This is a genomic window from Agrobacterium sp. ST15.16.055 (assembly GCF_027956555.1).
Classification (GTDB): Bacteria; Pseudomonadota; Alphaproteobacteria; order Rhizobiales; family Rhizobiaceae; genus Agrobacterium; species Agrobacterium salinitolerans.
In genome coordinates this window covers 248,837-272,534 of record NZ_JAQKGN010000003.1, presented here as the reverse complement: position 1 = coordinate 272,534, position 23,698 = coordinate 248,837, and the positions used below count along the sequence as shown (strand labels likewise).

Annotated in this window: 18 protein-coding genes and 1 tRNA gene; 7 read left to right on the top strand and 12 right to left on the bottom strand. The window is 60.4% G+C overall.

Annotated elements, in window-relative coordinates; genetic code table 11:
* Positions 1-67 precede the first annotated feature (67 nt).
* Both PL599_RS07325 and PL599_RS07320 read right to left on the bottom strand, forming a co-directional pair.
* Positions 68-868: a tRNA1(Val) (adenine(37)-N6)-methyltransferase gene (locus tag PL599_RS07325; protein WP_271358954.1), complete on the bottom strand. Its 801-nt coding sequence runs from the start codon at positions 866-868 to the stop codon at positions 68-70.
* 6 nt (positions 869-874) lie between these two features.
* Positions 875-1,105 carry a putative signal transducing protein gene (locus PL599_RS07320; protein ID WP_020813603.1) on the bottom strand — a complete coding sequence of 77 codons (231 nt, stop codon included), beginning with the start codon at positions 1,103-1,105 and terminating at the stop codon, positions 875-877.
* A gap of 111 nt (positions 1,106-1,216) precedes the next feature.
* Here PL599_RS07320 and PL599_RS07315 point away from each other — a divergent pair, with 111 nt between their 5' ends.
* From PL599_RS07315 to moaB, 4 genes are all read left to right on the top strand, one after another.
* A complete protein-coding gene (locus tag PL599_RS07315; RefSeq protein WP_271358951.1) occupies positions 1,217-2,233 on the top strand; it encodes a polyprenyl synthetase family protein in 1,017 nt (338 codons plus the stop codon).
* Between the two features lie 141 nt (positions 2,234-2,374).
* Complete coding sequence (locus PL599_RS07310; protein ID WP_271358950.1) at positions 2,375-4,270, top strand: tetratricopeptide repeat protein; 1,896 nt, start codon at positions 2,375-2,377, stop codon at positions 4,268-4,270.
* 6 nt (positions 4,271-4,276) lie between these two features.
* Positions 4,277-5,161: a 4-(cytidine 5'-diphospho)-2-C-methyl-D-erythritol kinase gene (locus PL599_RS07305; RefSeq protein ID WP_271358949.1), complete on the top strand. Its 885-nt coding sequence runs from the start codon at positions 4,277-4,279 to the stop codon at positions 5,159-5,161.
* Between the two features lie 26 nt (positions 5,162-5,187).
* Positions 5,188-5,733, top strand: coding sequence for a molybdenum cofactor biosynthesis protein B (gene moaB / locus PL599_RS07300; RefSeq protein ID WP_269833345.1), 546 nt, complete (start codon positions 5,188-5,190; stop codon positions 5,731-5,733).
* 234 nt (positions 5,734-5,967) lie between these two features.
* Here the strand turns inward: moaB and PL599_RS07295 are convergent, their stop codons facing one another.
* From PL599_RS07295 to PL599_RS07275, 5 genes are all read right to left on the bottom strand, one after another.
* Entirely contained in the window at positions 5,968-6,843 is an 876-nt protein-coding gene (locus PL599_RS07295; RefSeq protein WP_271358948.1) for a dienelactone hydrolase family protein, read from the bottom strand.
* Between the two features lie 118 nt (positions 6,844-6,961).
* On the bottom strand, positions 6,962-7,990 hold the full coding sequence (gene adhP / locus PL599_RS07290; RefSeq protein ID WP_077983357.1) for an alcohol dehydrogenase AdhP: 1,029 nt from the start codon (positions 7,988-7,990) through the stop codon (positions 6,962-6,964).
* A gap of 149 nt (positions 7,991-8,139) precedes the next feature.
* Complete coding sequence (locus tag PL599_RS07285; protein WP_162520487.1) at positions 8,140-8,541, bottom strand: MAPEG family protein; 402 nt, start codon at positions 8,539-8,541, stop codon at positions 8,140-8,142.
* 112 nt (positions 8,542-8,653) lie between these two features.
* Entirely contained in the window at positions 8,654-10,159 is a 1,506-nt protein-coding gene (guaB, locus tag PL599_RS07280; protein ID WP_020812622.1) for an IMP dehydrogenase, read from the bottom strand.
* Positions 10,160-10,443: 284 nt separating this feature from the next.
* Entirely contained in the window at positions 10,444-11,445 is a 1,002-nt protein-coding gene (locus PL599_RS07275) for an MBL fold metallo-hydrolase (RefSeq protein ID WP_170985445.1), read from the bottom strand.
* A 210-nt stretch (positions 11,446-11,655) separates the two neighbouring features.
* On the opposite strand from PL599_RS07275, the gene PL599_RS07270 reads away from it, so the two are divergent.
* Complete coding sequence (locus tag PL599_RS07270; protein WP_271358947.1) at positions 11,656-13,053, top strand: MDR family MFS transporter; 1,398 nt, start codon at positions 11,656-11,658, stop codon at positions 13,051-13,053.
* Between the two features lie 72 nt (positions 13,054-13,125).
* Here the strand turns inward: PL599_RS07270 and PL599_RS07265 are convergent, their stop codons facing one another.
* The 3 genes from PL599_RS07265 to PL599_RS07255 all read right to left on the bottom strand — a co-directional run bounded on the left by PL599_RS07265 (position 13,126) and on the right by PL599_RS07255 (position 15,830).
* Positions 13,126-13,866, bottom strand: coding sequence for an RlmE family RNA methyltransferase (locus PL599_RS07265; protein WP_191217058.1), 741 nt, complete (start codon positions 13,864-13,866; stop codon positions 13,126-13,128).
* Positions 13,863-15,476 (bottom strand): Ppx/GppA phosphatase family protein, encoded by a 1,614-nt coding sequence (locus PL599_RS07260; RefSeq protein WP_162520467.1) that lies wholly within the window; start codon positions 15,474-15,476, stop codon positions 13,863-13,865. Before PL599_RS07260 ends, PL599_RS07265 begins: the two co-directional genes overlap by 4 nt.
* A 277-nt stretch (positions 15,477-15,753) precedes the next feature.
* A tRNA-His gene (locus PL599_RS07255) sits at positions 15,754-15,830 on the bottom strand.
* Between the two features lie 315 nt (positions 15,831-16,145).
* Between PL599_RS07255 and PL599_RS07250 the strand changes: the two genes are divergently transcribed.
* Both PL599_RS07250 and PL599_RS07245 read left to right on the top strand, forming a co-directional pair.
* A complete protein-coding gene (locus PL599_RS07250) occupies positions 16,146-19,919 on the top strand; it encodes an ATP-binding protein (RefSeq protein WP_269823323.1) in 3,774 nt (1,257 codons plus the stop codon).
* A gap of 78 nt (positions 19,920-19,997) precedes the next feature.
* Positions 19,998-21,662: an ABC transporter permease gene (locus PL599_RS07245; protein ID WP_269823324.1), complete on the top strand. Its 1,665-nt coding sequence runs from the start codon at positions 19,998-20,000 to the stop codon at positions 21,660-21,662.
* 310 nt (positions 21,663-21,972) lie between these two features.
* Here PL599_RS07245 and PL599_RS07240 read toward each other — a convergent pair whose 3' ends face one another.
* Positions 21,973-22,785: an ABC transporter permease gene (locus tag PL599_RS07240; RefSeq protein ID WP_004432617.1), complete on the bottom strand. Its 813-nt coding sequence runs from the start codon at positions 22,783-22,785 to the stop codon at positions 21,973-21,975.
* A gap of 4 nt (positions 22,786-22,789) precedes the next feature.
* The gene (locus PL599_RS07235; protein WP_173988157.1) at positions 22,790-23,698 is read right to left on the bottom strand and encodes an ABC transporter permease subunit; all 909 of its coding nucleotides are present in this window, start codon (positions 23,696-23,698) and stop codon (positions 22,790-22,792) included.

Genomic DNA, 23,698 nt, shown 5'->3' with positions numbered 1-23,698 from the left:
CGTTCGTCAGGGATGTATGTATCGCCCCGGAAAACACAATGGTTTGCGGCCGGCGGAACGGCGATATTTATGACGCGGTCCGGATTGCCCTTACATTACGCGAATAGGCGGTGCGGCCATTGTTCAGGTCATCGACGAAGGGGGTGAAGGCATGGCTGCCGGTCTCATGCATGATGAGCGGCGCGCGGAAGGACAGCCGCGCTCGCGAACCCTTGATGGCGGTGACGAGCATGCGCACCGCGTCCTCGCCAGGGCGCGGGTGGATGAGGGTGATTTCGAGGCCGCCGAAACGGCTGCCGCAGGCGGCGATAATCTCCGCCACCGATTGCGGCCTTGAAATCAGGGAAAGCTGCCCGCCCGGCACCATGATCGCGCCCGCCGTCCTGATCCAGTCTTCGAACAGGCCATCGGTCATGGCGTGCGCTTCGGCTTTCAGGGCGTCCGGCGTGCGACGGTCGCCCGCATCATTATAGGGCGGGTTCATGATGACGTGATGGAAATGATCGTCGGGCAATCCGGCCGCGACACGCGCTTTCGCACGCAGCGTCACATCCGCCTCGCACACATTCACCCGCGCGGAAAACGCGGCATTCTCGGGCAATTCGAGGCTGCGGCGAGCAAATTGAACCATTTCCGGCGAGCGTTCATAGAGCGTCACCTGCGCCTTTTCGAGCCGCGCCGCAACCGCCATGCCGGCCGCACCCGCACCCGCGCCGAGATCGGCGATCCGGCAGGCGCGGTCATCCGCCACCAGCGAGGCCAGAAGCATGGCATCCATACCCGCCCTGTGCCCCCTGCCCTTCGGCTGAACGATGTGAAAGCGACCCCGGTGAAAGGCGTCGATGGTTTCGGAAATGCCGTCGCTCACCGCCGTTCACGCCTCTTCGTTGCGCAGCTCGTCGCCGAGCCCGGCATCAATGAGAATGCGGCGGGCCTGGTCGGCCCGATCTTCCTCCACCAGAAACCTGCGCGGCAAAAGACCGAGCGATCCCTCCAGAATGCTCATCGCCTGATCGGCGATGAGGCAATGGATGCCGGCATCCCTCATCAGGCTTTCAGCGAAGGAGAGCAGCACGGCGTCGTTGGTTCGGATCAGTTCACGCATGGATAGACCTTAAATTCCCATCTTTTTGAATGGCTAGCGGCAATTCGCCCCTTGCCGCGCAAGGCGTCAGTTTTTATTGTCGACTTCAAATTCGAACTGGAGTCCTGTCCCTTGGGCGTCGTCATACCGCTTGAAGAAAGCAAAAACAAACTCGCATCCGTCAAGCCGCTTGTCGATCTGACCCGTCCTGACATGGAACGGGTGAACCAGCTTATCCTTTCCAAGGCCGGTTCCGATGTCCAGATGATACCCGAGGTAGCCAACCACCTCATCTCGTCCGGCGGCAAGCGCCTGCGGCCAATGCTGACGCTCGCCTCGGCCTCAATGTTCGGTTACGAGGGCGATCACCACATCAAGCTCGCCACCAGCGTGGAGTTCATGCACACGGCCACGCTTCTGCATGACGATGTGGTGGATGAAAGCGATCTGCGCCGCGGCAAATCCACCGCCCGCACCATCTGGGGCAACCAGGCGAGCGTTCTCGTCGGCGACTTCCTGCTCGGTCAGGCGTTCCGCATGATGGTGCATGTCGGTTCGCTGGATGCGCTCGACGTGCTGTCCACAGCCGCCTCGGTGATTGCCGAAGGCGAGGTGTTGCAGCTTTCGGTCGCCAAGAACATGGAAACCACCGAAGACGATTATCTGCAGGTGATTCGCGCCAAAACGGCCGCCCTTTTTGCGGCGGCGGCGGAAGTCGGCCCCATCGTCGCCAAGACCGACAAGGCGACCCGCAGCGCGCTGAAATCCTACGGCATGAATCTCGGCCTCGCCTTCCAGCTGGTCGACGATGTCCTTGACTACGGCGGAAAGTCCGCCGATCTCGGCAAAAATACCGGTGACGACTTCCGCGAAGGCAAGATCACCCTGCCGGTCATCCTCTCCTATCGTCGCGGCACGCAGGATGAGCGCGCTTTCTGGCGCACGGCAATCGAAAAGGGCGAAAGCAGCGACGCGAACCTCGAAAAGGCGCTTGGCCTGATCACCAAATATAACGGTCTTGGCGACACGATCGGCCGCGCCACGCATTACGGCACCATTGCCCGCGACGCGCTGGCGCCCCTGCCGCAGAGCCCCTGGAAAGATGCGCTTCTGGAAGTGATCGACTTCTGCATCGAGCGTCTGAACTGACGCCGCAGGCCGGACGAATGGCGGATGGAAAAGACCGTCCGCCCAATGTTCCAGGCCAGCTTCTTCGCAAGGCGTGATTGTGGCCGGGGCCATAATTTCTTGCGGGGCTGCTTCAAAAAAGCCATTCTATCGTGACCAACAATGGAAACTGATTTTTCCGTGCTTCTGCACAAAGGCAAAGGTTCCCTCATGCGGCGTAAACCAGCACTCCGTCTTCTCTGCAGCGCGGCTCTTGCCGCTGCTCTCGCAATCGGCGCGGGTGCAAGCCCCGGCTTTGCGGAGGCGAAGGCGACACCGGAAAACAAGGCTGTTACGTTCGATCCGGCCAAGGTGAACACCTTCTCCGGCGCCTTCCTCGCCGGGCGCAATGCCGATGTCGATCAAGATTATCCCACCGCGATTTCGCTTTATAAAAAGGCGCTGGAATTCGATCCAGCCAATACGGAAATCCGCCAGCGGCTGATGATCGCCGAACTTTTGAGCGGCAATTTCGAGGCTGGCGCGAAGATCGCCGATTCGATGAAGGACGATACCTCGGTGGAGCGCGTGACGACCATCGTGCGCGGTCTCGACGCCATCAAGGACAAGGAATTCGCCAAGGCCGAGAAAATTCTGAAATATAACGGTCCGAACGATCTCGACCGCATGGTCAATACGCTTTTGACGGCATGGGCGCGCGCCGGTTCCGGCAAGCCGAAGGAAGCGCTGGCTCTGGTCAATAATATGAAGGGCCCGGGCTGGATTTCGATCTTCCAGAAATATAATGCGGCGGCCATCGCCCTTGTTTCCGGCAACAATGAAGCGGCCCGCAAAAGCCTCAACGAAGCGGTGACGGACCGCGAAGGCGGGGCAACCGCCTCCGATACCTATATGCGCGCGGTGATGGCGCTTGCCCGGCTGGAGGCTTCCGCCGGCAACAAGCAGAAGGCGCTAGATGCGATTGCGGTCGGGGACACTTTCGCGCCGAATTACGCGCCGCTGAAGGCGCTTCGCCAGTCCATCGAAAACGGTGAGAAGCCGGAACAGCAGATCACCAATGCCGTGGAGGGCGCCGCCAGCGTCATGTTCTCCATCGCCGGCGCGCTGAACCGCGAAGGCGCCGAAGAGATCGTGACGCTTTATCTGCAGACGTCGCGCGCGCTCGATCCGAAAAGCCCGGATACGCTCATCCTTCTCGGCGGCCTTTCAGAAGCGCTGAAACAGCCTGACCGCGCCATTGCCTTCTATCGCGAGGTGCCGAAGGATTCGCCGATGTATCGCATCTCCGAGCTGCAGCTCGGACTGACGCTCGCGCAGACGGGCAAGGTGGATGAGGCGCGCAAGCATCTCAAATCGCTGCTCGAATCCGACCCGAAGGACATCCGTTCCTATCTCGCCTATGGCAGCGTGCTTTCCGACGCCAAGGACTACAAGGCAATGGCCGAGAACTACGACAAGGCCATCGAGGTCATCGGTTCCGTGCCGCAGAAATCCGACTGGTCCATCTTCTTCCAGCGCGGCATCGCCTATGAACGGCTGAAGGAATGGGACAAGGCAGAACCGAATTTCAAGCGGGCGCTGGAACTGAACCCGGAACAGCCGCAGGTTCTGAACTATCTGGGTTATTCCTGGGTGGACAAGGGCATCAATCTCGATGAAGGCATGAAGATGATCAGCCGTGCCGTCGAGCTTCGGCCGAATGACGGCTATATTGTCGATTCTCTCGGCTGGGCGCATTATCGCCTTGGCGATTTCGATGAAGCCGTGACCGAGCTGGAACGGGCGATCGAACTGAAAGCTGGCGATCCCACCATCAACGACCATCTGGGCGACGCCTACTGGCGGGTCGGCCGCAAGATCGAGGCGGTCTATCAGTGGAACCGCGCATTGATCGGCGACAGCGACGACGTGGACAAGGCCAAGGTGAAGGAAAAGATCGCCAACGGCCTGCCGCCTGTCGAAAAGGATGCCGAAAATACCGCCAAGAAGGAAGTCACGCCACAGCCGCCGGCTCCTCCGGCACCGGCACCGGCTGCCACTCCGGACAAGAAATCCTGACGCCGCATGCGCGGGCATGAGGTTTCCGGGGCCGCTGAGACCATCGAGGCGGCCCCGGCCAAGATCAATCTGGCGCTGCATGTGACCGGCCAGCGAGCGGATGGGTATCACCTGCTCGAAACGCTGGTGACCTTTACCGAAGCCGGCGACACTATCCGTATTTGCAACGCCGATGCCGACAGTTTCTCCATCTCCGGCCCCTTCGGCGATCTTTTGCGTGCGGGCGATGGCGGCGATAACCTCGTCACCCGCGCCAGGGACCTGTTGCGCGATGCGCTCGCATCGACAGGTCAACCGGCACCCCCGGTTGCCATTCATCTTGAAAAGAACCTGCCGGTGGCTTCCGGCATAGGCGGCGGCTCGGCGGATGCGGCGGCGACACTGCGGGGGCTTTTGCGGCACTGGCGTGCCGCTATCGCACCGGATACGCTTGCACCAATGGCATTGACGCTCGGCGCGGATGTGCCGATGTGCCTTGAGAGCCGATCCTTGATCGCTCGCGGCATCGGCGAGGACATCGAACCGCTCACTGATCTGCCGGAACTATCCATTGTTATGGCCAATCCGCTGAAAGCGGTTTCGACGCCGGAGATTTTCCGGCGATTGCAGAACAAGACCAATCCGCCGCTGCCCGACCCTGCGACGATTGGCTGGATGGATTTTCTTGCCCAAAGCCGTAACGATCTTCAGCCGCCGGCACAGGCGTTGCTGCCGGAAATCGCGGAGATAACCGGGCTGCTGTCTGAAGAAGGGGCGGCCCTTGTTCGCATGTCCGGTTCCGGGGCAACCTGTTTCGGGATTTTTCATTCCTTCGATGCCGCCAAAAACGCGGAAACATCGCTTCGGAAAAAACGTCCCGGCTGGTATTTTCACGCAACGCGGACCATTTGAGGGCCGGATATTTCGAGGATAAGGCCATGGCAGGCGATAGACCCTTCATTCCCCTTGGCATTGCGGTTCTGACTGTTTCGGACAGCCGCACGCTGGAGAACGACAAGTCCGGCGACACGCTCGTCGCAAGGCTGGAAGAAGCGGGCCACAGGCTCGCGGCCCGCGCCATCGTGCCTGACGATAAGACGGCGATCGCAGACACGGTGCGCGAATGGACTTTGTCTGAAGGCGTGGACGTGGTCATCACGACCGGCGGCACCGGCTTTACCGGCCGCGACGTGACGCCCGAGGCACTGGAGCCACTGTTCGAAAAACGCATGGACGGGTTTTCCGCACTTTTCCATCGCATTTCCTATGAGAAGATCGGCACCGCCACCATCCAGTCACGTGCGACCGGTGGCGTGGCGAACGCCACCTTCATCTTCGTGCTGCCGGGGTCACCGGGGGCTTGCAAGGATGCGTGGGACGGTATTCTCAAGGCGCAGCTCGACTATCGTCATCTGCCGTGTAACTTCGTGGAAATCATGCCGAGGCTGGATGAGCATTTGAAGCGTGGGGCTGGCGGCGTTTAGATCAACGGATCGAGGGTATGCGGGGCTTTACCCCCCTCTGCCCTGCCGGGCATCTCCCCCTCAAGGGGGGAGATCGATCTGCGGCGATGTCTCGTCCATCTTGAAGCTTGAGAATGAAGCGACAAGAGAGCCTCTTGCCGATCTCCCCCCTTGAGGGGGAGATGCCCGGCAGGGCAGAGGGGGGTAAAGCCCCACGCACATCCGGTTCGCAGACGATGCACGACAAAAAAACCATCACCCCAGATATTTTTTGAAAAACTCCACCGTCCGCTCCCAAGCAAGATCAGCCGCCGCCTTGTCATAACGAGCCGAGGACGTGTCATTATTGAAAGCATGGTTGACGCCGTCGTAAACGAAGATTTCGAAGGTCTTGCCGTTTTCCTCCAGCGCCTTCTTATAGGCGTCGATGCCGGCATTGATGCGCTCATCGAGACCCGCATAGTGCAAAAGCAGCGGCGCCTTGATGGCAGGTACATCGGCCGCCGGGGCCTGCTGGCCGTAATAGGCGACGCCGGCATTCAGGCCTGCCGATTTGGTGGCGAAACGGTTGACCAGCCCGCCGCCCCAGCAGAAACCGACAGCACCGACCTTGCCATTCGCCCCCTGCCGCGCCGCAAGCCATACCCGGCCCGCTTCGGCATTGTCGACGGTCGCATCCATGTCGAGACCGCTGAACATCTGCCGCGCCTTCTCCTCATCGGCGGGCGTGCCGCCCTGCGGTGAGAGGAAATCGACCGCAAGCGCCCGGAAACCGGCGAGCGCCACCCGTCTTGCCACGTCACGAATATGATCGTTCAAGCCGCGGTTTTCGTGGATGACGATAACTGAGCCGATGGGACCGGAAGCGGATTTCGGCGTAACGAGGTAACCCTTTATCTCACCGCCGGGGGCGGGATAGGTCACCTCTTCGGCAACGATCCTGTCGTCATCGGCCGCGATGACCGCCGCATGGGCGCTGTTGGCCGAAAGAAGCGGGGCGATGGCCGCGGCCGCAGCACCTGACCCGGCCAGCACGGTGAGCTTTTCCATGAATTTGCGGCGGTCGAGGCTGAGATGGGTATATTCATCGTAAGCGTCGATCATGGCCTGCGTGATCTTGGGCTTGTCCATCGCTCTATCCTCCTTGAACGCGCGGATGCGGAAAGATAGCGCAGATCGCAGGGCGGGGAACGAGGCGGGGGCGAGCGGCGCCACACATTTGCGTGAGCGCCCCCTCCGGTTTTTCACATCAGGCGGCGAGATCCACGACAATACGGCCGTCAATCTTGCCCTCTTCCATGCGGTGGAAGATGTCATTGATGTTTTCGAGCTTGTCCCACGAGAAGTGGGCGGCCACCTTGCCTTCGCCGGCAAAGGTCAGCGCCTCCTCCAGATCCTGCCGTGTGCCAACGATGGAACCGCGTACCGTGATGCGCTTCAGCACCGTGTCGAAAACCGGAATGGAGATGAAGCCCGGCGGCAGGCCGACAAGCGCCATGGTGCCCTTGGAGCGCAGGAAGCCGTAGGCCTGCTCCATGGCCTTTGGCGACACCGCCGTCACCAGCGCGCCGTGGACGCCGCCGGTCGCCTTCTGCACCTGCTCCACCGCGTCAGGCGCGCGACCATTGACGACGACATCGGCTCCGAGCTTTTTCGCAAGCGCCAGCTTGTCATCGAAAATATCGGCGGCAACGACATGCATGCCCATGGCCTTGGCATATTGCACGGCCATGTGGCCAAGCCCGCCAATGCCTGAAATGACCACCCACTCACCGGGCCTGACCTCGGTTTCCTTCAGCCCCTTATAGACGGTAACGCCGGCGCAGAGCACCGGTGCAGCCGGGCCGAAATCGAGATTATCCGGCAGGCGGCCAACGAATTTCGGATCGGCAAGGCCATATTCAGCAAAGCTTCCATTGACGGAATAGCCGGAATTCTTCTGGCTTGGGCACAGCGTTTCCCAGCCCGTGCGGCAGGGAATGCAGCATCCGCAAGCGGTGTAGAGCCAGGGCGTTCCGGCACGGTCGCCTTCCTTGATGCCGGTGACGCCAGCGCCGATCTTGGCGACGTAACCCACACCTTCGTGGCCGGGAATGAAGGGCGGATTGGGCTTGACCGGCCAGTCACCCGTTGCGGCGTGCAGGTCGGTATGGCAAATGCCCGTCGCCTTGTAGTTGATGAGAATCTCACCGGGACCGGGATCCGGTATCGCCACTTCCTCAATGGTCAGCGGTTTTCCAAATGCGCGGACAACCGCCGCCTTCATTGTCTTAGTCATGACATACTCCCTAATCTCTGTCCGCCAGAAATCCTCGACGGCAAGCGGAGATTAGCGGGGATGGGGCGTCATGGAATTGACCCATCGCAAATCGGAGCATTTTGCAAGGCGGGATTGTCTCACTTATGAGGCAACCTCACGGTGCTGATTTATTCCAGTGCCAACCATATGGCGAGCCATGCCCACAGGCAGACGACCAGCGCAAAGCCGATGCCGAACAACGCGCCGCGTTGACGCAGGCGATTGCTGGTGACATGGACATAGGAATGAGCATAACGCGAGAGCACGAACAGCCATGCCAGAACGACGGTGACGATATTGTCCGCATCCGTGATGTAAAGTAGCAGGCACGCAATGTGGAACAGGACCGGCAGCTCGAACTGGTTGGCGATATTGCGGTTCACCAGATAGCTTTCGCGCGCTTCCTCGCCGCGGTCGCGCAGCTTGATCGCGGATTCGCGATCCTTGAAGGTGTATTTGTTACGCCGGACGATCAGGAGCGCGTAAAGCCAGAAGACCAGAAAGACATGGGCGATCATCGGCCAGAACATTGCGGTCGTGGGTGACATGCTTTCTTCTCCAATCATCAAAACGCTCCCCGATCCGGCATGAATCGGGGAGCGCCAAATACTTAGTATCCTTTTACGGATTCGCCTCGAAAGATCAAACCGCGCCGGGGTAGTTCGGGCTTTCGCGGGTGATCGTCACGTCATGGGCGTGGCTTTCGCGCAGGCCCGCGCTGGAGATGCGAACGAAGGTGGCGCGTTCCTGGAATTCCTTGATGTTGCTGCCGCCGACATAACCCATGGCGGCCTTCAGGCCACCGGCCAGCTGGTGCAGCACGCCGGAAACCGGGCCCTTGTAGGGAACCTGACCTTCGATGCCTTCAGGCACGAGCTTCAGCGTGTCGCGCACTTCCGCCTGGAAATAGCGGTCTGCCGAACCGCGGGCCATGGCACCGACAGAGCCCATGCCGCGATAGGCCTTGAAGGAACGGCCCTGATACAGGAACACTTCGCCCGGGCTTTCATCCGTGCCGGCAAGCAGCGAGCCGATCATGACGGCGGAAGCCCCGGCGGCGATTGCCTTGGCCAGATCGCCCGAGAACTTGATGCCGCCATCGGCGATAACAGGAATATCAGCCGCATTGGCGACTTCGACCGACGACATGATGGCCGCAAGCTGCGGAACGCCGACGCCGGCGACGATGCGGGTGGTGCAGATGGAGCCGGGGCCGATACCGACCTTGACGCCATCGGCGCCGGCATCGATCAGCGCCTTGGTGCCGTCGGCTGTCGCGACATTGCCGGCGATGATGCGAACCGAGTTCGACATCTTCTTAACCACTGAAACGGCATCGAGCACGCGCTGCGAATGGCCGTGCGCGGTATCCACGACCAGAAGGTCGACGCCGGCATCGATGAGGCGCTCCGCGCGCTCGATGGCATCGGCACCAACGCTGATGGCAGCGGCAGCTCGAAGACGGCCCTGCGCATCCTTGGTGGCGTTGGGGTTCAACTGCGACTTCTCGATATCCTTGACGGTGATGAGGCCGACGCAATTGCCTTTTCCATCCACCACCAGCAGCTTTTCGATGCGGTGCTTGTGCAGCAGGCGGCGCGCTTCCTGCTGATCGACGCTGCTTTCCTTGACCGTGACCAGATTTTCGCGGGTCATCAGCTCATAGATCTTCTGCTGCGGATCGGAGGCGAAGCGCACGTCGCGGTTGGTCAGAATGCCGACGAGGCGACCGTTCTTGTGGCCGCCGGACCCGCCGTTTTCAACCACCGGAATACCGGAAATGCCGTGCGCCTTCATCAAGGCCTGTGCTTCTGCAAGCGTCGCATCCGGGCCGATGGTGACCGGGTTGACGACCATACCGCTTTCGAACTTCTTCACCTGCCGGACTTCTTCGGCCTGTTCGATGGGGGTCAGGTTGCGGTGGATGACGCCGATGCCGCCGGCCTGGGCCATGGCGATGGCAAGACGGCCTTCGGTCACCGTATCCATGGCGGAAGAGAGGATAGGCAGGTTCAGATCGATATCGCGGGCAATGCGGGTGGCGATATTCGTCTGTCCCGGCATAACCTCGGAATGTCCGGGTTGCAGCAACACATCGTCAAATGTGAGAGCGTCCAAACCAGTGGGTGTTTGAATGATGCGTGCCATGACCAAATTCCTTCATACTGAAAATGCGTGGCCGTTCCGGAACGAAAAGTTCACCCCGGCGCCCTGCAAGGATTGCTTGGAAGTTGGCGAGGGCTGGTAACACGTTCATGACAGGAAGGGAATAGAAAAAACCCGGAATTGCCTTCCGGGCTTTCTTTGTTGCTGCATTGCAGCAGACGTTATAGCGCGTCGTGTGGGTCCTTGCCCCACACGACGCGCTATAACTGCTTGTTTTTATGCATGTCGTTATCGCAAAACCGCTGAACACTTTTGCGCGACATGCATTAGATGTCGAACTGATAGGATTTCGGCACGAAGCGATAACCCGTATCCAGCTTTTCCGCGTAACCGACCGCCGGGAAAGGCATGTGATACCCAAGGAAAGGCAAGCGGTCAGTGGCGATCATGTCATAGACCTTCTTGCGGGTCGCAGCGGCTGCCGCCTTGTCCATGTCGAACTTCACCTCCCAGTCTGGCTTTTGCAGGGAAAGGACGAAATGGTTGGCGGTATCCGCCGTCAGGATGAGTTGTTTGCCTTCCGATTCGACACGGAAGATCATGTGCCCCGGTGAGTGACCGAAGGCCGCCACGCCGGTAATCCCGGATACGACGCTGGCGCCGTCGCCAATGAAGCTCGCCTTTTCCGCCAGCGGCTTGACGTTTGTAAGAACGCCCTTGTGACCGCCTTCCGCCGGCGTGCCGACGCGCTTGTCGTCTGTCCAGAAATCATATTCCACCTGGCCGAACACATAGCGGGCCTTAGAAAAAGCCGGTACGCCCTTCTCCATCAGCCCGCCAATATGATCGCCATGCATGTGGGTCAGCACCACCACGGTCACATCTTCTGGAGTATAACCGGCGGCCGCCATGCCCTCGATCAACCGGCCATTGCCCGCACCGCGCCCGGCTTCACCGAAACCGGTATCGAACAGCACGAGATCGGTGCCGGTATTGACGAGGACCGGCGAGAAGGAATTGACGAATTGCTCTTTCGGCAGAAAATTGTCTTCCAGCAATTTTCCAACCGTCTCGGGCGATTGATCCGTACCGAAGGTCTCGCCGGGATTGGGGGCCGCGCGTGCGCCATCCTTCACCACCAGCACTTCGAAATTGCCGAGCTTGAAGCGGTTGGTTTCAGGTGGCATCGCGTGTTCTATCTCCATGGAAGTCTGCGGCTGGCTGGTCTGGGCATTTGCGTTGCGCACCATCAAAATTGGCGCACCGAGAACGCTTGCGCCCGCCGCACCGATGAGGCCACGTCTGCTCATGCTGAAGGATTTGGTCATTATCTTACTCCCGATATCGCCAACTGGCCGTGATTGCCAACTGAACTCACCCAACGGACAATAGAGCGAGAAAGTTGCAAGAAAACCGGCCTCACGCAGGTTTGATCGGAACTTGAGAAATTGATAATTAACGTGTTGGCAAGCCGGGTTATCAGGCGTAGGAGGAACGGCGATATCCTTTGTCGCAGCGGAAAGCCGCAGGCAGCCTCAATGAACCGCATCATTCCACTCATCCTGGCAGTCGCTCTCTTTATGGAGCAGATGGACTCCACCGTCATCGCCACCTCGCTGCCGGCAATTGCCGCCGATCTTCATGTCGGCCCGATCACGCTCAAGCTCGCATTGACGGCCTATATGGTGGCGCTGGCGATCTTCATTCCCATCAGCGGCTGGATGGCCGACAAATATGGCGCGAAGAAAATCTTCCGTTTCGCCATCGGCGTTTTTGTGGTGGGGTCGATCTGCTGCGCGGTGTCGTCCTCGGTGTTCGAATTCGTGCTGTCGCGTTTCCTGCAGGGCATGGGCGGGGCCATGATGACACCCGTCGGACGTCTCGTGCTTTTGCGCACGACCAAGCGCAGCGAACTCGTCTCCGCCATGGCGCTGCTGACGATCCCCGGGCTCGTCGGACCGCTCACCGGACCGCCCATCGGCGGTTTCATTACCACCTATTTTTCATGGCACTGGATTTTCCTCATCAACGTGCCGATCGGTATCATTGGCATCTGGCTGTCGACGATCTTCCTGCCGGAAATCGAAACGACAAATCCGCCGCCGATGGACGGTAAGGGCTTCGTGCTTTCAGGCATTGCCGCCTCCGGCGTGGTGTTCGGCCTCTCCGTCGTCAGCCTGCCCGCGCTGCCGCCGGCAATCGGCATCGCCTCGACCATCATCGGTTTCATCTGCGGTTTTCTTTATCTGCGCCACGCCGCACGGCACCCTGCCCCCATTCTGGATTTTCGCATCTTTCAGAACGCGACCTTCCGGGCGGCTTCCGTCGGCGGCACCGTTTTCCGCATTTCCACGGGCGCCATACCCTTCCTGATGCCGCTGATGCTGCAGATCGGTTTCGGGCTGAACCCGTTCCAGTCGGGCATGATCACCTTTGCCGGCGCAATCGGCGCGATCACCACGAAATTCATGGCCAAGCGAGTGTTTGCGGCAACCGGATTTCGCTCGACGCTGATCGGGGCCGGCATCGTCGGTGCCTGCACGACGCTTGCCAACAGCTTCTTCACCCCGGAAACGCCTTATCCGCTCATCATGGTCTTTCTGGTGACGGCAGGATTTGCCCGGTCCTTCTTCTTCACCGGGTCGAATGCGCTCAGCTATTCCGATATCGAGGACAGGCAGGCCAGCCAGGCGACCTCGATGGCGTCGGTGTTGCAGCAGATCAGCCTCGCGCTGGGCGTGGCTTTCGCCGCCTCCATTCTGGAAGTCAGCAGCACGATGTCCGGCACGCACCTGCAGCTCGCCGATTTCCACATCGCTTTCACTATCGTCGCACTGGTATCGCTGTTCGCCATCGTGCCGATCATCCGCATGGACGGCAATGCCGGGGCGGCCGTCTCCGGCCACCGCGGCAAGGTCTCGCAACCGGCGGAGTGATTAAAGCGCCGTGCGCCCGTTTGGGCGCACAAAGGACGGACAAAAATCGAATATGGCTTTCTGTCCGATGCGCTAGTCTTCGGAAGCCTCTCCGGCCTCCACATCGACCTGCGGCGCGTTCTTGCGGCCCTTGAAGTGTTTGGCAAGCAGGAACATTTCCACCGACTCCGAACGTGACGAGGCCGGTTTGATATGCAAGACCTGCTTGAAGTTCTTCTTGAGCATGTCCAGCAGCTGCTTTTCCGTGCCGCCCTGGAAGGTCTTGGCAAGGAAGTGCCCGCCCTCCGCCAGCACCTGAACGGCAAAATCGGCCGCGACTTCGCACAGATGCATGGTGCGGATGTGGTCGGTCTTCTGGTGCCCGGTGGTGGGCGCGGCCATATCCGACAGCACCAGATCAGGCGTACCGCCGACGGCCTCCATCAGCTTTTCCGGCGCGCTCGGATCGAGGAAGTCCAGCTGCAGGATTTTCACGCCGGGAATAGGATCGATCTCGAGGAAATCGATGGCCGCAACGCGAATGTCATCTTCTGTCGAATCCGTCACCTTGGAGGCGATCTGCGACCAGCTGCCGGGTGCGGCGCCAAGATCGATGATGCGGCGTGCGCCCTTCAGAATCTCATGCTTGTCGTTGATTTCCAACAGCTTGAAGGCGGCGCGGGCGCGATAGCCCTCAAGCCTGGCGCGCTGCACATAAGGGTCATTGATATGACGTTCCAGCCAGCGGCGCGACGAGGCCTTTAGCTTGGTCTTCTTGACCTTCTGGCCGATCTTGCGGCCGGTGCGATTGTTGCTTGTCGGCGCCTTGCTCATGTCAAACCTTCCGTCCTGTCCTGCCGTGCCATCTGCATGCGCCTTATCCGGTTGCGCCGCCATGCGCCGTCATCCGCCATCATATCCGTCAGCAGGCCTTCGCGAAGGCCGCGATCCGCCACGCGCATGCGCCGCGCCGGCCAGCGGCGGCGAATGGCCTCAAGGATGGCGCAGCCGGCCAGAACCAGATCGGCCCTGTCAGGCCCGATACAGGCATTGGCAGCGCGGCCCGCGAAATCCCATGCCAGAAGCTTGTCCTGCATGGCTGTCACCTCGGCATCGGAAAGCCAGAGGCCATCCACCTTGCGGCGGTCATAGCGTGGCAGATCGAGATGGACGCCGGCAAGCGTCGTCACGGTGCCCGAGGTCCCGATCAGGTGAAAATCCTCGTGATGGGTCTGCGGCGCGAGAGGCGGGCAGTGGAAGGCGTCGAGCAGCCCTTCGACTTCCCCCACCATGGCGGCGAAAACATCCGGCGTCACATCGCGCCCGCCATGACGTTCCGAAAGCGTGACGACACCGACCGGCAACGAGGTCCAGTGGGTGATGTGATTGGCGAGCCGGTTCGAGCGATTTTCCCCGACCTTGATAACGGCGATTTCCGACGATCCGCCACCAATATCGAACAGCACGACAGAGCGCGCTTCACGCCCGACAAGCGAGGCGCAGCCGGACACCGCAAGGCGAGCTTCAGTCTCGCGGCTGATAATTTCGAGCTTCAGTCCCGTCTCCCGCGTAACTCGCGCCAGAAACTCCTCGCCATTCGACGCAGCGCGGCAGGCCTCGGTGGCAATGAGCCGCATGCGCCTGATCGGACGACCGGAAAGCTTCGCGGAGCAGACTTTCAGCGCCTCGACAGCTCGATCCATGGCGTCGTCGGAAAGCCGGCCGCTCGACACCAGCCCCTCGCCCAGCCGGACGATGCGCGAAAAGGCGTCGACGACCCGAAACTGGCCGGGCCTCGTCGGCTGCGCGATTAGAAGCCGGCAATTATTGGTGCCGAGATCGAGCGCCGCATACATATCCGCCGGCGGCTCCTGGCCATGCTCGTGCTGGCGACCGGCATGGCGGGCGGATAGTTCGGATTGTCGATGCGGGTCCTGCCCGACCCCTCCTGCCCGGCCGTTCTGCTTGCCAACGTGTTTCGGCGCATGGGTGGGAACCAGCGGACGACCCTGTGGATCGCGATGACCACGCTTGCGGTGGCGCGACTTTCGCCCTGCGCCCGGCGGCACGGAGGATGGATTGGCAGCATCTGTTGCAGCTGAACCCTGCGCCTGCACGGTGGAAGCTGGGGCAGCCTGCTGTGAAGCACCCTTGCCGCGAGAGCGCCTGCGACGCTTTCTCTTGCGCGGCTCGGCATCCGGCTCAAGAGCCGATACGTAGGAGGAACCGGCCGGAACATCTGCGGCAACATCATGCGACAGCACAGCAGCGTCACGGGGCTGACCGTCACGCTTGTGTTTCTTGCCACGACGGGATCGCTTCGCTTTCCCTTTGTTCGCCACCGACGCCCCTTGTTCCGACGGCTTTGGGCCGTTTCCGGGGTCGATCACTGTCTTGTCCATTTCGCCGCGCACAAGCGTAGACGCTATGCTGCTGGCTTTCATAAGGTTTCGTTGGGCCGACAATACCAGCGCAAGCGATTTTAGCCAAATGGTTTTTGGCAGGCGTCTTGTGGGAAGGGCTGATGCCTCGCCAAGGCTGGGCGAGCATCGTCACGATCGCGGCTATGATTTCCGGATGCTTTCGAAATCGGAAGGCAGGTCAGCTCGTCGCCGGGCCTTGCGCGGACACCCACAAGTCATGAAAGGGCACCAATGTGGAGAAAATACTCCCCTCTCCCGGTAAGTCCTTGTGACATATAAACTTACTGGGAGAGGGGAATGGTACGGTTGAGTGGGGTCGAACCACCGACCTCAGGTGCCACAAACCTGCGCTCTAACCAACTGAGCTACAACCGCACATGAAACGCCGAAGCGGCGTCACGGGGGGTGACATAAAAGGTGTTTTGCCCATTTGCAAGTGCCTGTTCGAATTTTGCGAAAAAAGGCGAAGAAAGGCAAGCTCTTTTCAATGGGCCGGATTGTCACTAAGAGGCCGCGGCGGCCTGTTGACGTTAACTCTATTTGGCGATTCATCCGGCGGATGGTGGACCGGATCGCCCTGTGAAGTTATTTAAAATTCTGTTAACGTGATGCCTCGGCGGGTTTACGTTTAGAGCTTCATGAGGAAGCCGAAAGCCCGCGAGGTCCGGTAGTGCCAGAATAGGTTTCGACATGCCCGCCGTCCAGTATCCCTTTATCGATATCGCAGTACATGAACGGGTGCGTGACGGTTTCGGGCGCGGCGAGGCCATGGCGTTGTTCTCGCTCGACCTTAAAAACGCCCTTTGGGCCAATGGCCGGGGTGCGGCGCTGTTTGGCACGCCGATGGTCTATGATTTTCTGGAACAGGGCCCGAAACCGCAGGACGTGACCTTCCGGCAACTGGCGGCCGCGGCGGCGCGGCTTTCCAAAGCGGGCGACAGCCTGCCGTTTACCATTCGCATCACCTCGGGTTTCCGCAGCCTTGCCGTTACCGCGCGCGCGGAAGTCATCGAGGCCGAACCCGGCCAGCCCGCCATCCTGTTTTCCGCCCTCACCGATCAGGCCGCACCCGACACGGCGGAATGCGCCCGGCGCATGATCGAAGGGTTCGACGACCCCGATATCCATATGGCGGTTCTGAACGGCGAGAACGAGATTGTCGCTGCTTCCCCCGGCTTTTCTTCTCTCGGTATTACGCCCCACACAGCGCGGACGCTGGTGAAGATGGCGGCCGGACAGCCCGGCCATCTCGTCAAGCGGCCGGTGCCGACCGGCAAGGGTTATCTGCCCGCGGCCACCGGCCAGATCGCGACATCGCCCGAACTGAACCTAATGTTCGTGGTCGAAACCGCGCTGGGAACACTCGATCCCGTCAATGGTTTTTTCGAAGACAGGCCGCAGGAAGCGCCAGCCCTGCCGGTTGCGGAGGCCAAGACTGTTGCCGCTGCAACCTCCTTCGATTCCGTGCTCGACGCTGTTGCCGGCATCAAGGATGTGGAAGAGGTACAGGAACTGCCGGTCGATCCCGAAGAAGAAGCGCCAGCGCAGCAGGATGACGGCAGCGTCCTGTCCCTGCCGGAAGACGAAACGGAAACCCCGGCGGCGCTTTCCGCGCAGGACGCCGACACCGCTGCGAATGTGGCGATGACGGACGACATCGCCGATCTTTTCGAACTCGATGAGGATGAAGCAGAAGCGCCCTTAACCGAGCGGGCAATCGCCGATGCCCCTGCCGAAGAAGCCCGGGCCGAAGAAAACGCAGTTGCTTACGATGAAATCGTCGAAACCGCGCCGTCAGAAGCTGCTCCTGCGGCGCATGAGGAGGTAGCGGCGGAAACGGAGACCGAAGAGACGGATGTCGGCGCTGGCGCAGAAGCGCAGCCTTTTGTTTTCAATGCCGGTGCGCGCGCTTCCCGTTTCGTCTGGAAAATCGATGCGGAAGGACGCTTCAGTTCGATCTCGCATGAATTCGCGGAGGCGGTGGGCGCCAAGGCGGCTGCCGTTGAAGGCATGGGCTTTGCCGATGTCGCGGCCCTGTTCAATCTCGATCCCGACGGCAAGATCCGCGAGCTTCTCGGCCGACGCGACACATGGTCGGGCAAGACGATCTACTGGCCGGTGGAAGGCACATCGCTGATGGTGCCGATCGATCTTGCCGCCCTGCCCACCTATACGCGCTCCCGCGAATTCGACGGTTTCCGCGGTTTCGGCATCGTGCGGCTTGCCGACGCCGCCGAAGACCCGCATGCCACCGGCCTGACCTTCCTCAACGGCGAAGAGGCAGATCCGGCGGAAGCCCTGCCGCAGCACGCCATCGAGGATGAAAGCCACGAATTGCTGGCTTTTATCGATGAGGATGACGACGCGGCGCAAGACGCAAGTTCCATCGCTGATGATGAGGCCCCGGTAACGCAAGCCGATGCGGCGGATGGTGCATCGGACGTGGTTTCGGCAGAAGAACAGCACCATGATTATACCCCGCCGGAATTCGAAGCGCCGGTTGCGGCGCCCGCTCTGGAACCGGCCTATTCCGACAAGGTCGTCCATCTGGAGGAGCGCCGCTCGCGCTCCCGCGAGGGGCTGACCGCAGGCGAGCAGGCCGCCTTCCGCGAAATCGGCAGAGCCCTTGCGCCGGCGGATGCTGCTTGCGAAGAAGACCGGGAAACGGATGAGGAGGCCATCTCCGCTGAGCCGATCATGCAGGATATCCAGCGGGATATCGATGCGGATGCTTCGGAAAGCGCGCCCTCCGAAACGGAAAATGACGGCAATAAAACCGAGCCAGCGGAGGAAGACGATCTTTTCGCCGATTATGTTCGTGGCGAGCAGCCTGCGGCCATTCGTGCACCCGCGGATGAAAGCGGTTCCGACGAAAAGCAGGAACCTGCGGCTGACGAGCGGCCGGCTGCCGATATTGCCGCCGCCATGGTCAGCCCATCCGTTCACCCCGCGAATGCCTTGACGGCCGAGACGCTGGACCAGATGCCCGTGGCGCTTCTGGTGCATGCCGGCGACAGGCTGATCCACGCCAATCCGGATTTCCTGCGCTTGACAGGCTATGGTTCTCTCGACGAACTCGAAGAGGTGGGGGGTCTGGAAGCGCTGCTGCAGCGGCAGGAGCTGGAAGAAATGCCGGACAATGAAGGCGGCATGGTGGTCGTGAGCGCCGAAAACGACATCATTCCCGTCAAGGCGCGGTTGCAGTCTATCCGCTGGGAAGAGACCAAGGCGCTGATGCTGTCTTTGGTGCCGCTTGAGGAAAAGCAGGCGCCGGTTGCAGCAGCCAACGAAAATATTGCCACTGGCGACGCCGAAGGTGCGGAAGCAGGCAGCCTCTCCCTGTTGCAGGGGGAAGTGGAGGAGCTGCATTCCATTCTGGAAACAGCCACCGACGGGGTTGTGCTTCTGGGAGACGAAGGCGAAATCCGCTCGCTCAACCGTTCCGCCAGCGCGCTGTTCAACTATGACAATGCTGAAATCGCCGGCAAGCCTTTCGTCACCCTCTTTGCCCATGAGAGCCAGCGCGCCGTGCTGGATTATCTCTCCGGCCTTGCCAATAACGGTGTCGCCAGCGTGCTGAACGACGGCCGCGAAGTGATCGGCCGCGAAGCCTCCGGCGGCTTCCTGCCGCTGTTCATGACCATCGGCCGGCTAAAATCCTCGCATGGCTATTGCGTGGTTATCCGCGATATCACCCAGTGGAAGCGCACGGAAGAAGAACTGCGCAACGCCAAGCGGGCTGCGGAAACCGCCAATGCCCACAAGACTGATTTCCTGGCGCGCGTCAGCCATGAAATCCGCACGCCGCTCAACGCCATCATCGGTTTCTCCGACATGATGGCGACCGAGCGTTTCGGGCCGATCGGCAATCCGCGTTATGTGGAATATGCCAATGATATCGGCCGTTCGGGCCGGCATGTGCTCGACATCGTCAACGATCTGCTCGATATCTCCAAGATCGAGGCCGGGCAGATGGATGTGGATTTCATTGCCGTGCCGCTTAATGAAACGGTGGCCGAGGCGGTCTCGCTGGTGCAGCCGCAGGCCAATAACCAGCGCGTCATCATCCGCACCGCGCTTGCGCAATCCGTGCCGCAAATCGTCGCCGACCTGCGTTCGATCAAGCAGATCGTGCTGAACATCCTGTCCAACGCCATCCGCTTCACGCCTTCCGGCGGCCAGATCGTGGTGTCCACCGCCTATGAGGCCAATGGCAGCGTGTCGCTGCGCATTCGCGACACCGGCATCGGCATGACCCGGGCGGAACTGGAACAGGCGATGAAGCCGTTCCGGCAAGTGGCTTCGTCCGGCAAGCGTGTACGCGGTGACGGCACCGGACTCGGCCTGCCGCTGACCAAAGCCATGGTGGACGCCAACCGGGCGAATTTCTCCATCACCTCCACGCCGAATGAAGGCACGCTGGTGGAAATTACCTTTCCGTCGCAGCGGGTTCTTGCCAACTGAGGCCATGCGGGCGTAGCAATGCGAGAGCCGCCGGCACCATGGTCGCCGGTTGAGGCCTTTGCACGACAGTAGACTGGCATGTCCATGACGGTTTCCCTTCCGGCAACAAGACGCTTCTCGGTGTTGCCCATCACGGCGGTCATCGTCGCGGCCATTGCCGCCATGCCCATTCTGGCGATCTTCTGGCTGGCGCTGACGGGCACCACGGAGGGATGGCAGCATCTTCTCGTCAATGTCCTGCCGCGCGCCGGGTTTCGCACCTTCATGTTGCTGGGGCTGACGGCCGCGACGACGGCTTTCTTCGGCATCGTCTGCGCCTGGCTTGTCACCACCTTCGAATTTCCACTGCGGCGGTTATTGTCCGCGGCGCTCGTCCTGCCGCTCGCCATCCCTTCCTATCTCGCCGCCTATGCGTTTGGCGAGTTTCTCGACTTTACCGGCCCGGTGCAGAGCGCGTTGCGCGCCGCTTTCGGGTATCACAGCATCCGCGATTACTGGTTTCCGGACATACGATCGCTTGGCGGCGCCGTGATCGTACTGAGCTCGGTCCTCTATCCTTACGTTTATCTCTCGGCCCGCGCCGCCTTTTCCATGCAGGGACGGTTTGCGGCCGAAGCGGCCCGCACGCTTGGCGCAAAACCGTTGAACGTGTTCTTCTCCGTGCAATTGCCGATGGCCCGGCCGGCCATCGCCATCGGGCTTTCTCTGGTCCTGATGGAAACGCTGAACGATATCGGCGCGGTTGAATATCTCGGCGTTCAGACGCTGACTTTCACCATCTACGAAACCTGGCTCAATCGCGGCAACCTCGCCAATGCGACGCAGATCGCCGCCGTCATCCTCGTCATCGTCGGTGCGCTGATCGTCATCGAGCGCAATGCGCGGGAAAAGCAGCGTTTCGGCGCGCCGAAAGCGACAAGCATGGCGCAGCGCCACCGGCTGAAGGTGCTTGCCGGCTGGCGGCGCTGGGGCGCGAGCCTTCTATGCTTCGTTCCCGTGGCGAGCGGCTTTTTGATTCCCGTCATCGTGCTGGGCGGTTACGCCACCAGAAGGCTCGATGCGCTGTTTGCGCCGAAGCTTCTGAAAGCACTCGGACACAGTCTCGAAGTCTCGCTTTCTGCCGCCTTCGTGACCCTGATTGCCGCTTTCGTGTTTTCCTATGCCATCCGCACCGAGCGCTCGCGCCTCTCAAAAGTGGCGGCGCGCCTCGGCTCCATGGGATATGGCGCGCCGGGAACCGTGCTTGCCATCGGCGTCCTCATTCCGCTGGCCAGCCTCGACAATGGCGTCGACAGCTTCATACGCGCACATTTCGTCTTTTCCACCGGGCTGCTGCTCTCCGGCACCGCCTTCGCCATCATTTACGCCCATGCCGTGCGCTTCATGACCATGGCGGAGGGTACGCTCGATGCCGGTTTCCACAAGCTCTCTCCGCATATCGACATGGCCTCGCGGACGCTTGGGCGCAACCGGACACAGACGCTGTTCAAGGTGCTGTTGCCCAACATGCGGCCCGCAGCGCTGACGGCTTTTCTGCTCGTCCTGATCGAATCCATGAAGGAACTGCCGGCCACCATCCTGCTCCGGCCATTCGGCTTCAACACGCTGGCCACGCTGGTTTATGAGGATGCGTCGCGCGCAAGGGTGCAGGATGCGGCCGTGCCGGCGATCATCATCATCATTGCCGGACTTATTCCCGTGCTTCTCGTCTCGAAATCCATGGATCATCCCGAAAATCGCTGAGTGGCGCGGGCCTTTGCGGCAAAAAGAAAGGCGGCCTTGCGGCCGCCTGAATGAGTTGTGCTTTTCAACGAGAGAAAGGGGGACAATCTCGCCATATGGAAATTATCAGTCCCGGCTATCAAAAATTTGACGGCCCTGCGTTGGGTTTACTTTCCGCCAACTCCTATTAACAAGCAGTTAAAACCAAAATCGATCAATTACCCACGAAAATTCCTATTCTGAGACCGTAAAACGCCGAAACTAAATTAACAGCTTCTACTTTTCTCGCGATTTCAACAGTAACGCGTAAAAATTGACGCAGGATATTCGATCAGTTCCGTGCCGCCGCATGTTCGTCCCGCATCCGCTGCAATTCCGTGCGTTTGGAAGCGATGGAGGCGACAATCACGCCGATGGTGACGAGCCCGATCAGGATCGTGCAGATGGCGTTGATTTCCGGCGTTACGCCGAGGCGAACCTGCGAATAGATCTTGATCGGCAGCGTGGTTGCGCCGGGGCCGGTGGCGAAGCTGGCGATCACCAGATCGTCCAGCGACAGCGTGAAGGCCAGCATCCAGCCGGCGATGACGGCGGGAAAAATGAGCGGCAGGGTGATGCGGAAGAAGGTCTTGACCGGTGGGCAGCCAAGATCGAGCGCTGCTTCCTCAAGACTGCGATCGAAGGTCAGGAGCCGCGACTGCACGACAATCGCCACGTAACACATGGTGAAAGTCGTATGGGCTATAACCACCGTCCAGAAACCGCGATCCACCCCGACGGCCACGAAGAGCAACAGGAGCGACAGGCCGGTGATCACTTCCGGCATGACGAGCGGCGCATAGATCATGCCGGAAAACAGCACCCGGCCCGGAAACCGCGCGAACCGCGTCAGCGACAGCGCCGCAAGCGTTCCGAGAATTGTGCCGATGGTGGCGCTGAGGATACCGACGCGCAGCGTCACCCAGGCCGCATCCATCAGCCCCTGGTTCGACCACATGGAGCGATACCATTGCAGCGAAAAGCCGCCCCAGACGGTGACGAGCTTCGAGGCGTTGAAGGAATAAACGATCAGGATGATGATCGGGATATAAAGAAAGGCAAAACCGAGGGTGAGGACGGTAATGTCGAATTTTCCACGCTTCATGGCCTCACCCCGCCTTCTTCTGCTGGTTCTGGAAGATGGCGATGGGCACCACCAGCAAGATGAGAAGCAGCACGGCGACGGCGGATGCCAAGGGCCAGTCGCGGTTGCCGAAGAATTCCGTCCACAACGTCTTGCCGATCATCAGCGTCTGGGCGCCGCCAAGCAGATCGGGGATGACGAATTCCCCTGTTATCGGAATGAAGCAGATCATCGATCCGGCCACGACGCCCGGCAGCGACAGCGGGAAGGTAATCTTCCAGAAAGCTTTCCATGGCGGGCAACCGAGATCGGCCGCCGCTTCCAGCAGCGTATTGTCGAGCTTTTCCAGCGCCGAATAGAGCGGCAGCACCATGAAGGGCAGATAGGAATAAACGATGCCGATGAAGATCGCCGTCTCGGTGCGGAAGATGTTGACCTGCTGGTCCGGCCCCAGAAACCCGAGCCACTGAAACAGCACCGTCAGTAGACCTTCGGGCTTCAGAATACCGATCCAGGCGTAAACGCGGATCAGGAACGAGGTCCAGAACGGCAGGATAACCAGCATTACCAGCGTCGGGCGGACGGATGATGGCGAACGCGCCATGGCAAGCGCCATGGGATAACCGATCAGCAACAACAGGAAGGTGGAGATGAGTGCGATGCGCAACGACGAAAGATAAGCGTCGATATAGAGCGGGTCTTCCGTCAAAAACAGGTAGTTTTCGAAATCCAACTGCGAGAAAAACGCGCCGAGCTTCGAAAATCCTTCGAAGACCGGCGTATAGGGCGGCATGGAGATTGCCGTATCCGACAGCGATATTTTGAAAATGATGAAAAAGGGCGCTGCGAAAAACAGCAGCAGCCAGACATAGGGAACCGCGACGACCAGCCAGCGCCAGGGGCTTTGCCGGTTTTCAGGAGTGGTGATCGCCAT

What these genes read in the sequence shown, in the direction of transcription:
- guaB (WP_020812622.1), bottom strand. Translation starts at nt 10,159, where the DNA reads ATGGCACGCATCATTCAAACACCCACTGGTTTGGACGCTCTCACATTT.
- adhP (WP_077983357.1), bottom strand. Translation starts at nt 7,990, where the DNA reads ATGACTAAGACAATGAAGGCGGCGGTTGTCCGCGCATTTGGAAAACCG.
- PL599_RS07305 (WP_271358949.1), top strand. Translation starts at nt 4,277, where the DNA reads ATGCGCGGGCATGAGGTTTCCGGGGCCGCTGAGACCATCGAGGCGGCC.
- PL599_RS07275 (WP_170985445.1), bottom strand. Translation starts at nt 11,445, where the DNA reads ATGACCAAATCCTTCAGCATGAGCAGACGTGGCCTCATCGGTGCGGCG.
- PL599_RS07270 (WP_271358947.1), top strand. Translation starts at nt 11,656, where the DNA reads ATGAACCGCATCATTCCACTCATCCTGGCAGTCGCTCTCTTTATGGAG.
- PL599_RS07235 (WP_173988157.1), bottom strand. Translation starts at nt 23,698, where the DNA reads ATGGCGATCACCACTCCTGAAAACCGGCAAAGCCCCTGGCGCTGGCTG.
- PL599_RS07320 (WP_020813603.1), bottom strand. Translation starts at nt 1,105, where the DNA reads ATGCGTGAACTGATCCGAACCAACGACGCCGTGCTGCTCTCCTTCGCT.
- PL599_RS07295 (WP_271358948.1), bottom strand. Translation starts at nt 6,843, where the DNA reads ATGGACAAGCCCAAGATCACGCAGGCCATGATCGACGCTTACGATGAA.
- PL599_RS07245 (WP_269823324.1), top strand. Translation starts at nt 19,998, where the DNA reads ATGTCCATGACGGTTTCCCTTCCGGCAACAAGACGCTTCTCGGTGTTG.
- PL599_RS07265 (WP_191217058.1), bottom strand. Translation starts at nt 13,866, where the DNA reads ATGAGCAAGGCGCCGACAAGCAACAATCGCACCGGCCGCAAGATCGGC.
- PL599_RS07240 (WP_004432617.1), bottom strand. Translation starts at nt 22,785, where the DNA reads ATGAAGCGTGGAAAATTCGACATTACCGTCCTCACCCTCGGTTTTGCC.
- PL599_RS07285 (WP_162520487.1), bottom strand. Translation starts at nt 8,541, where the DNA reads ATGTTCTGGCCGATGATCGCCCATGTCTTTCTGGTCTTCTGGCTTTAC.
- PL599_RS07310 (WP_271358950.1), top strand. Translation starts at nt 2,375, where the DNA reads ATGGAAACTGATTTTTCCGTGCTTCTGCACAAAGGCAAAGGTTCCCTC.
- moaB (WP_269833345.1), top strand. Translation starts at nt 5,188, where the DNA reads ATGGCAGGCGATAGACCCTTCATTCCCCTTGGCATTGCGGTTCTGACT.
- PL599_RS07260 (WP_162520467.1), bottom strand. Translation starts at nt 15,476, where the DNA reads ATGAAAGCCAGCAGCATAGCGTCTACGCTTGTGCGCGGCGAAATGGAC.
- PL599_RS07250 (WP_269823323.1), top strand. Translation starts at nt 16,146, where the DNA reads ATGCCCGCCGTCCAGTATCCCTTTATCGATATCGCAGTACATGAACGG.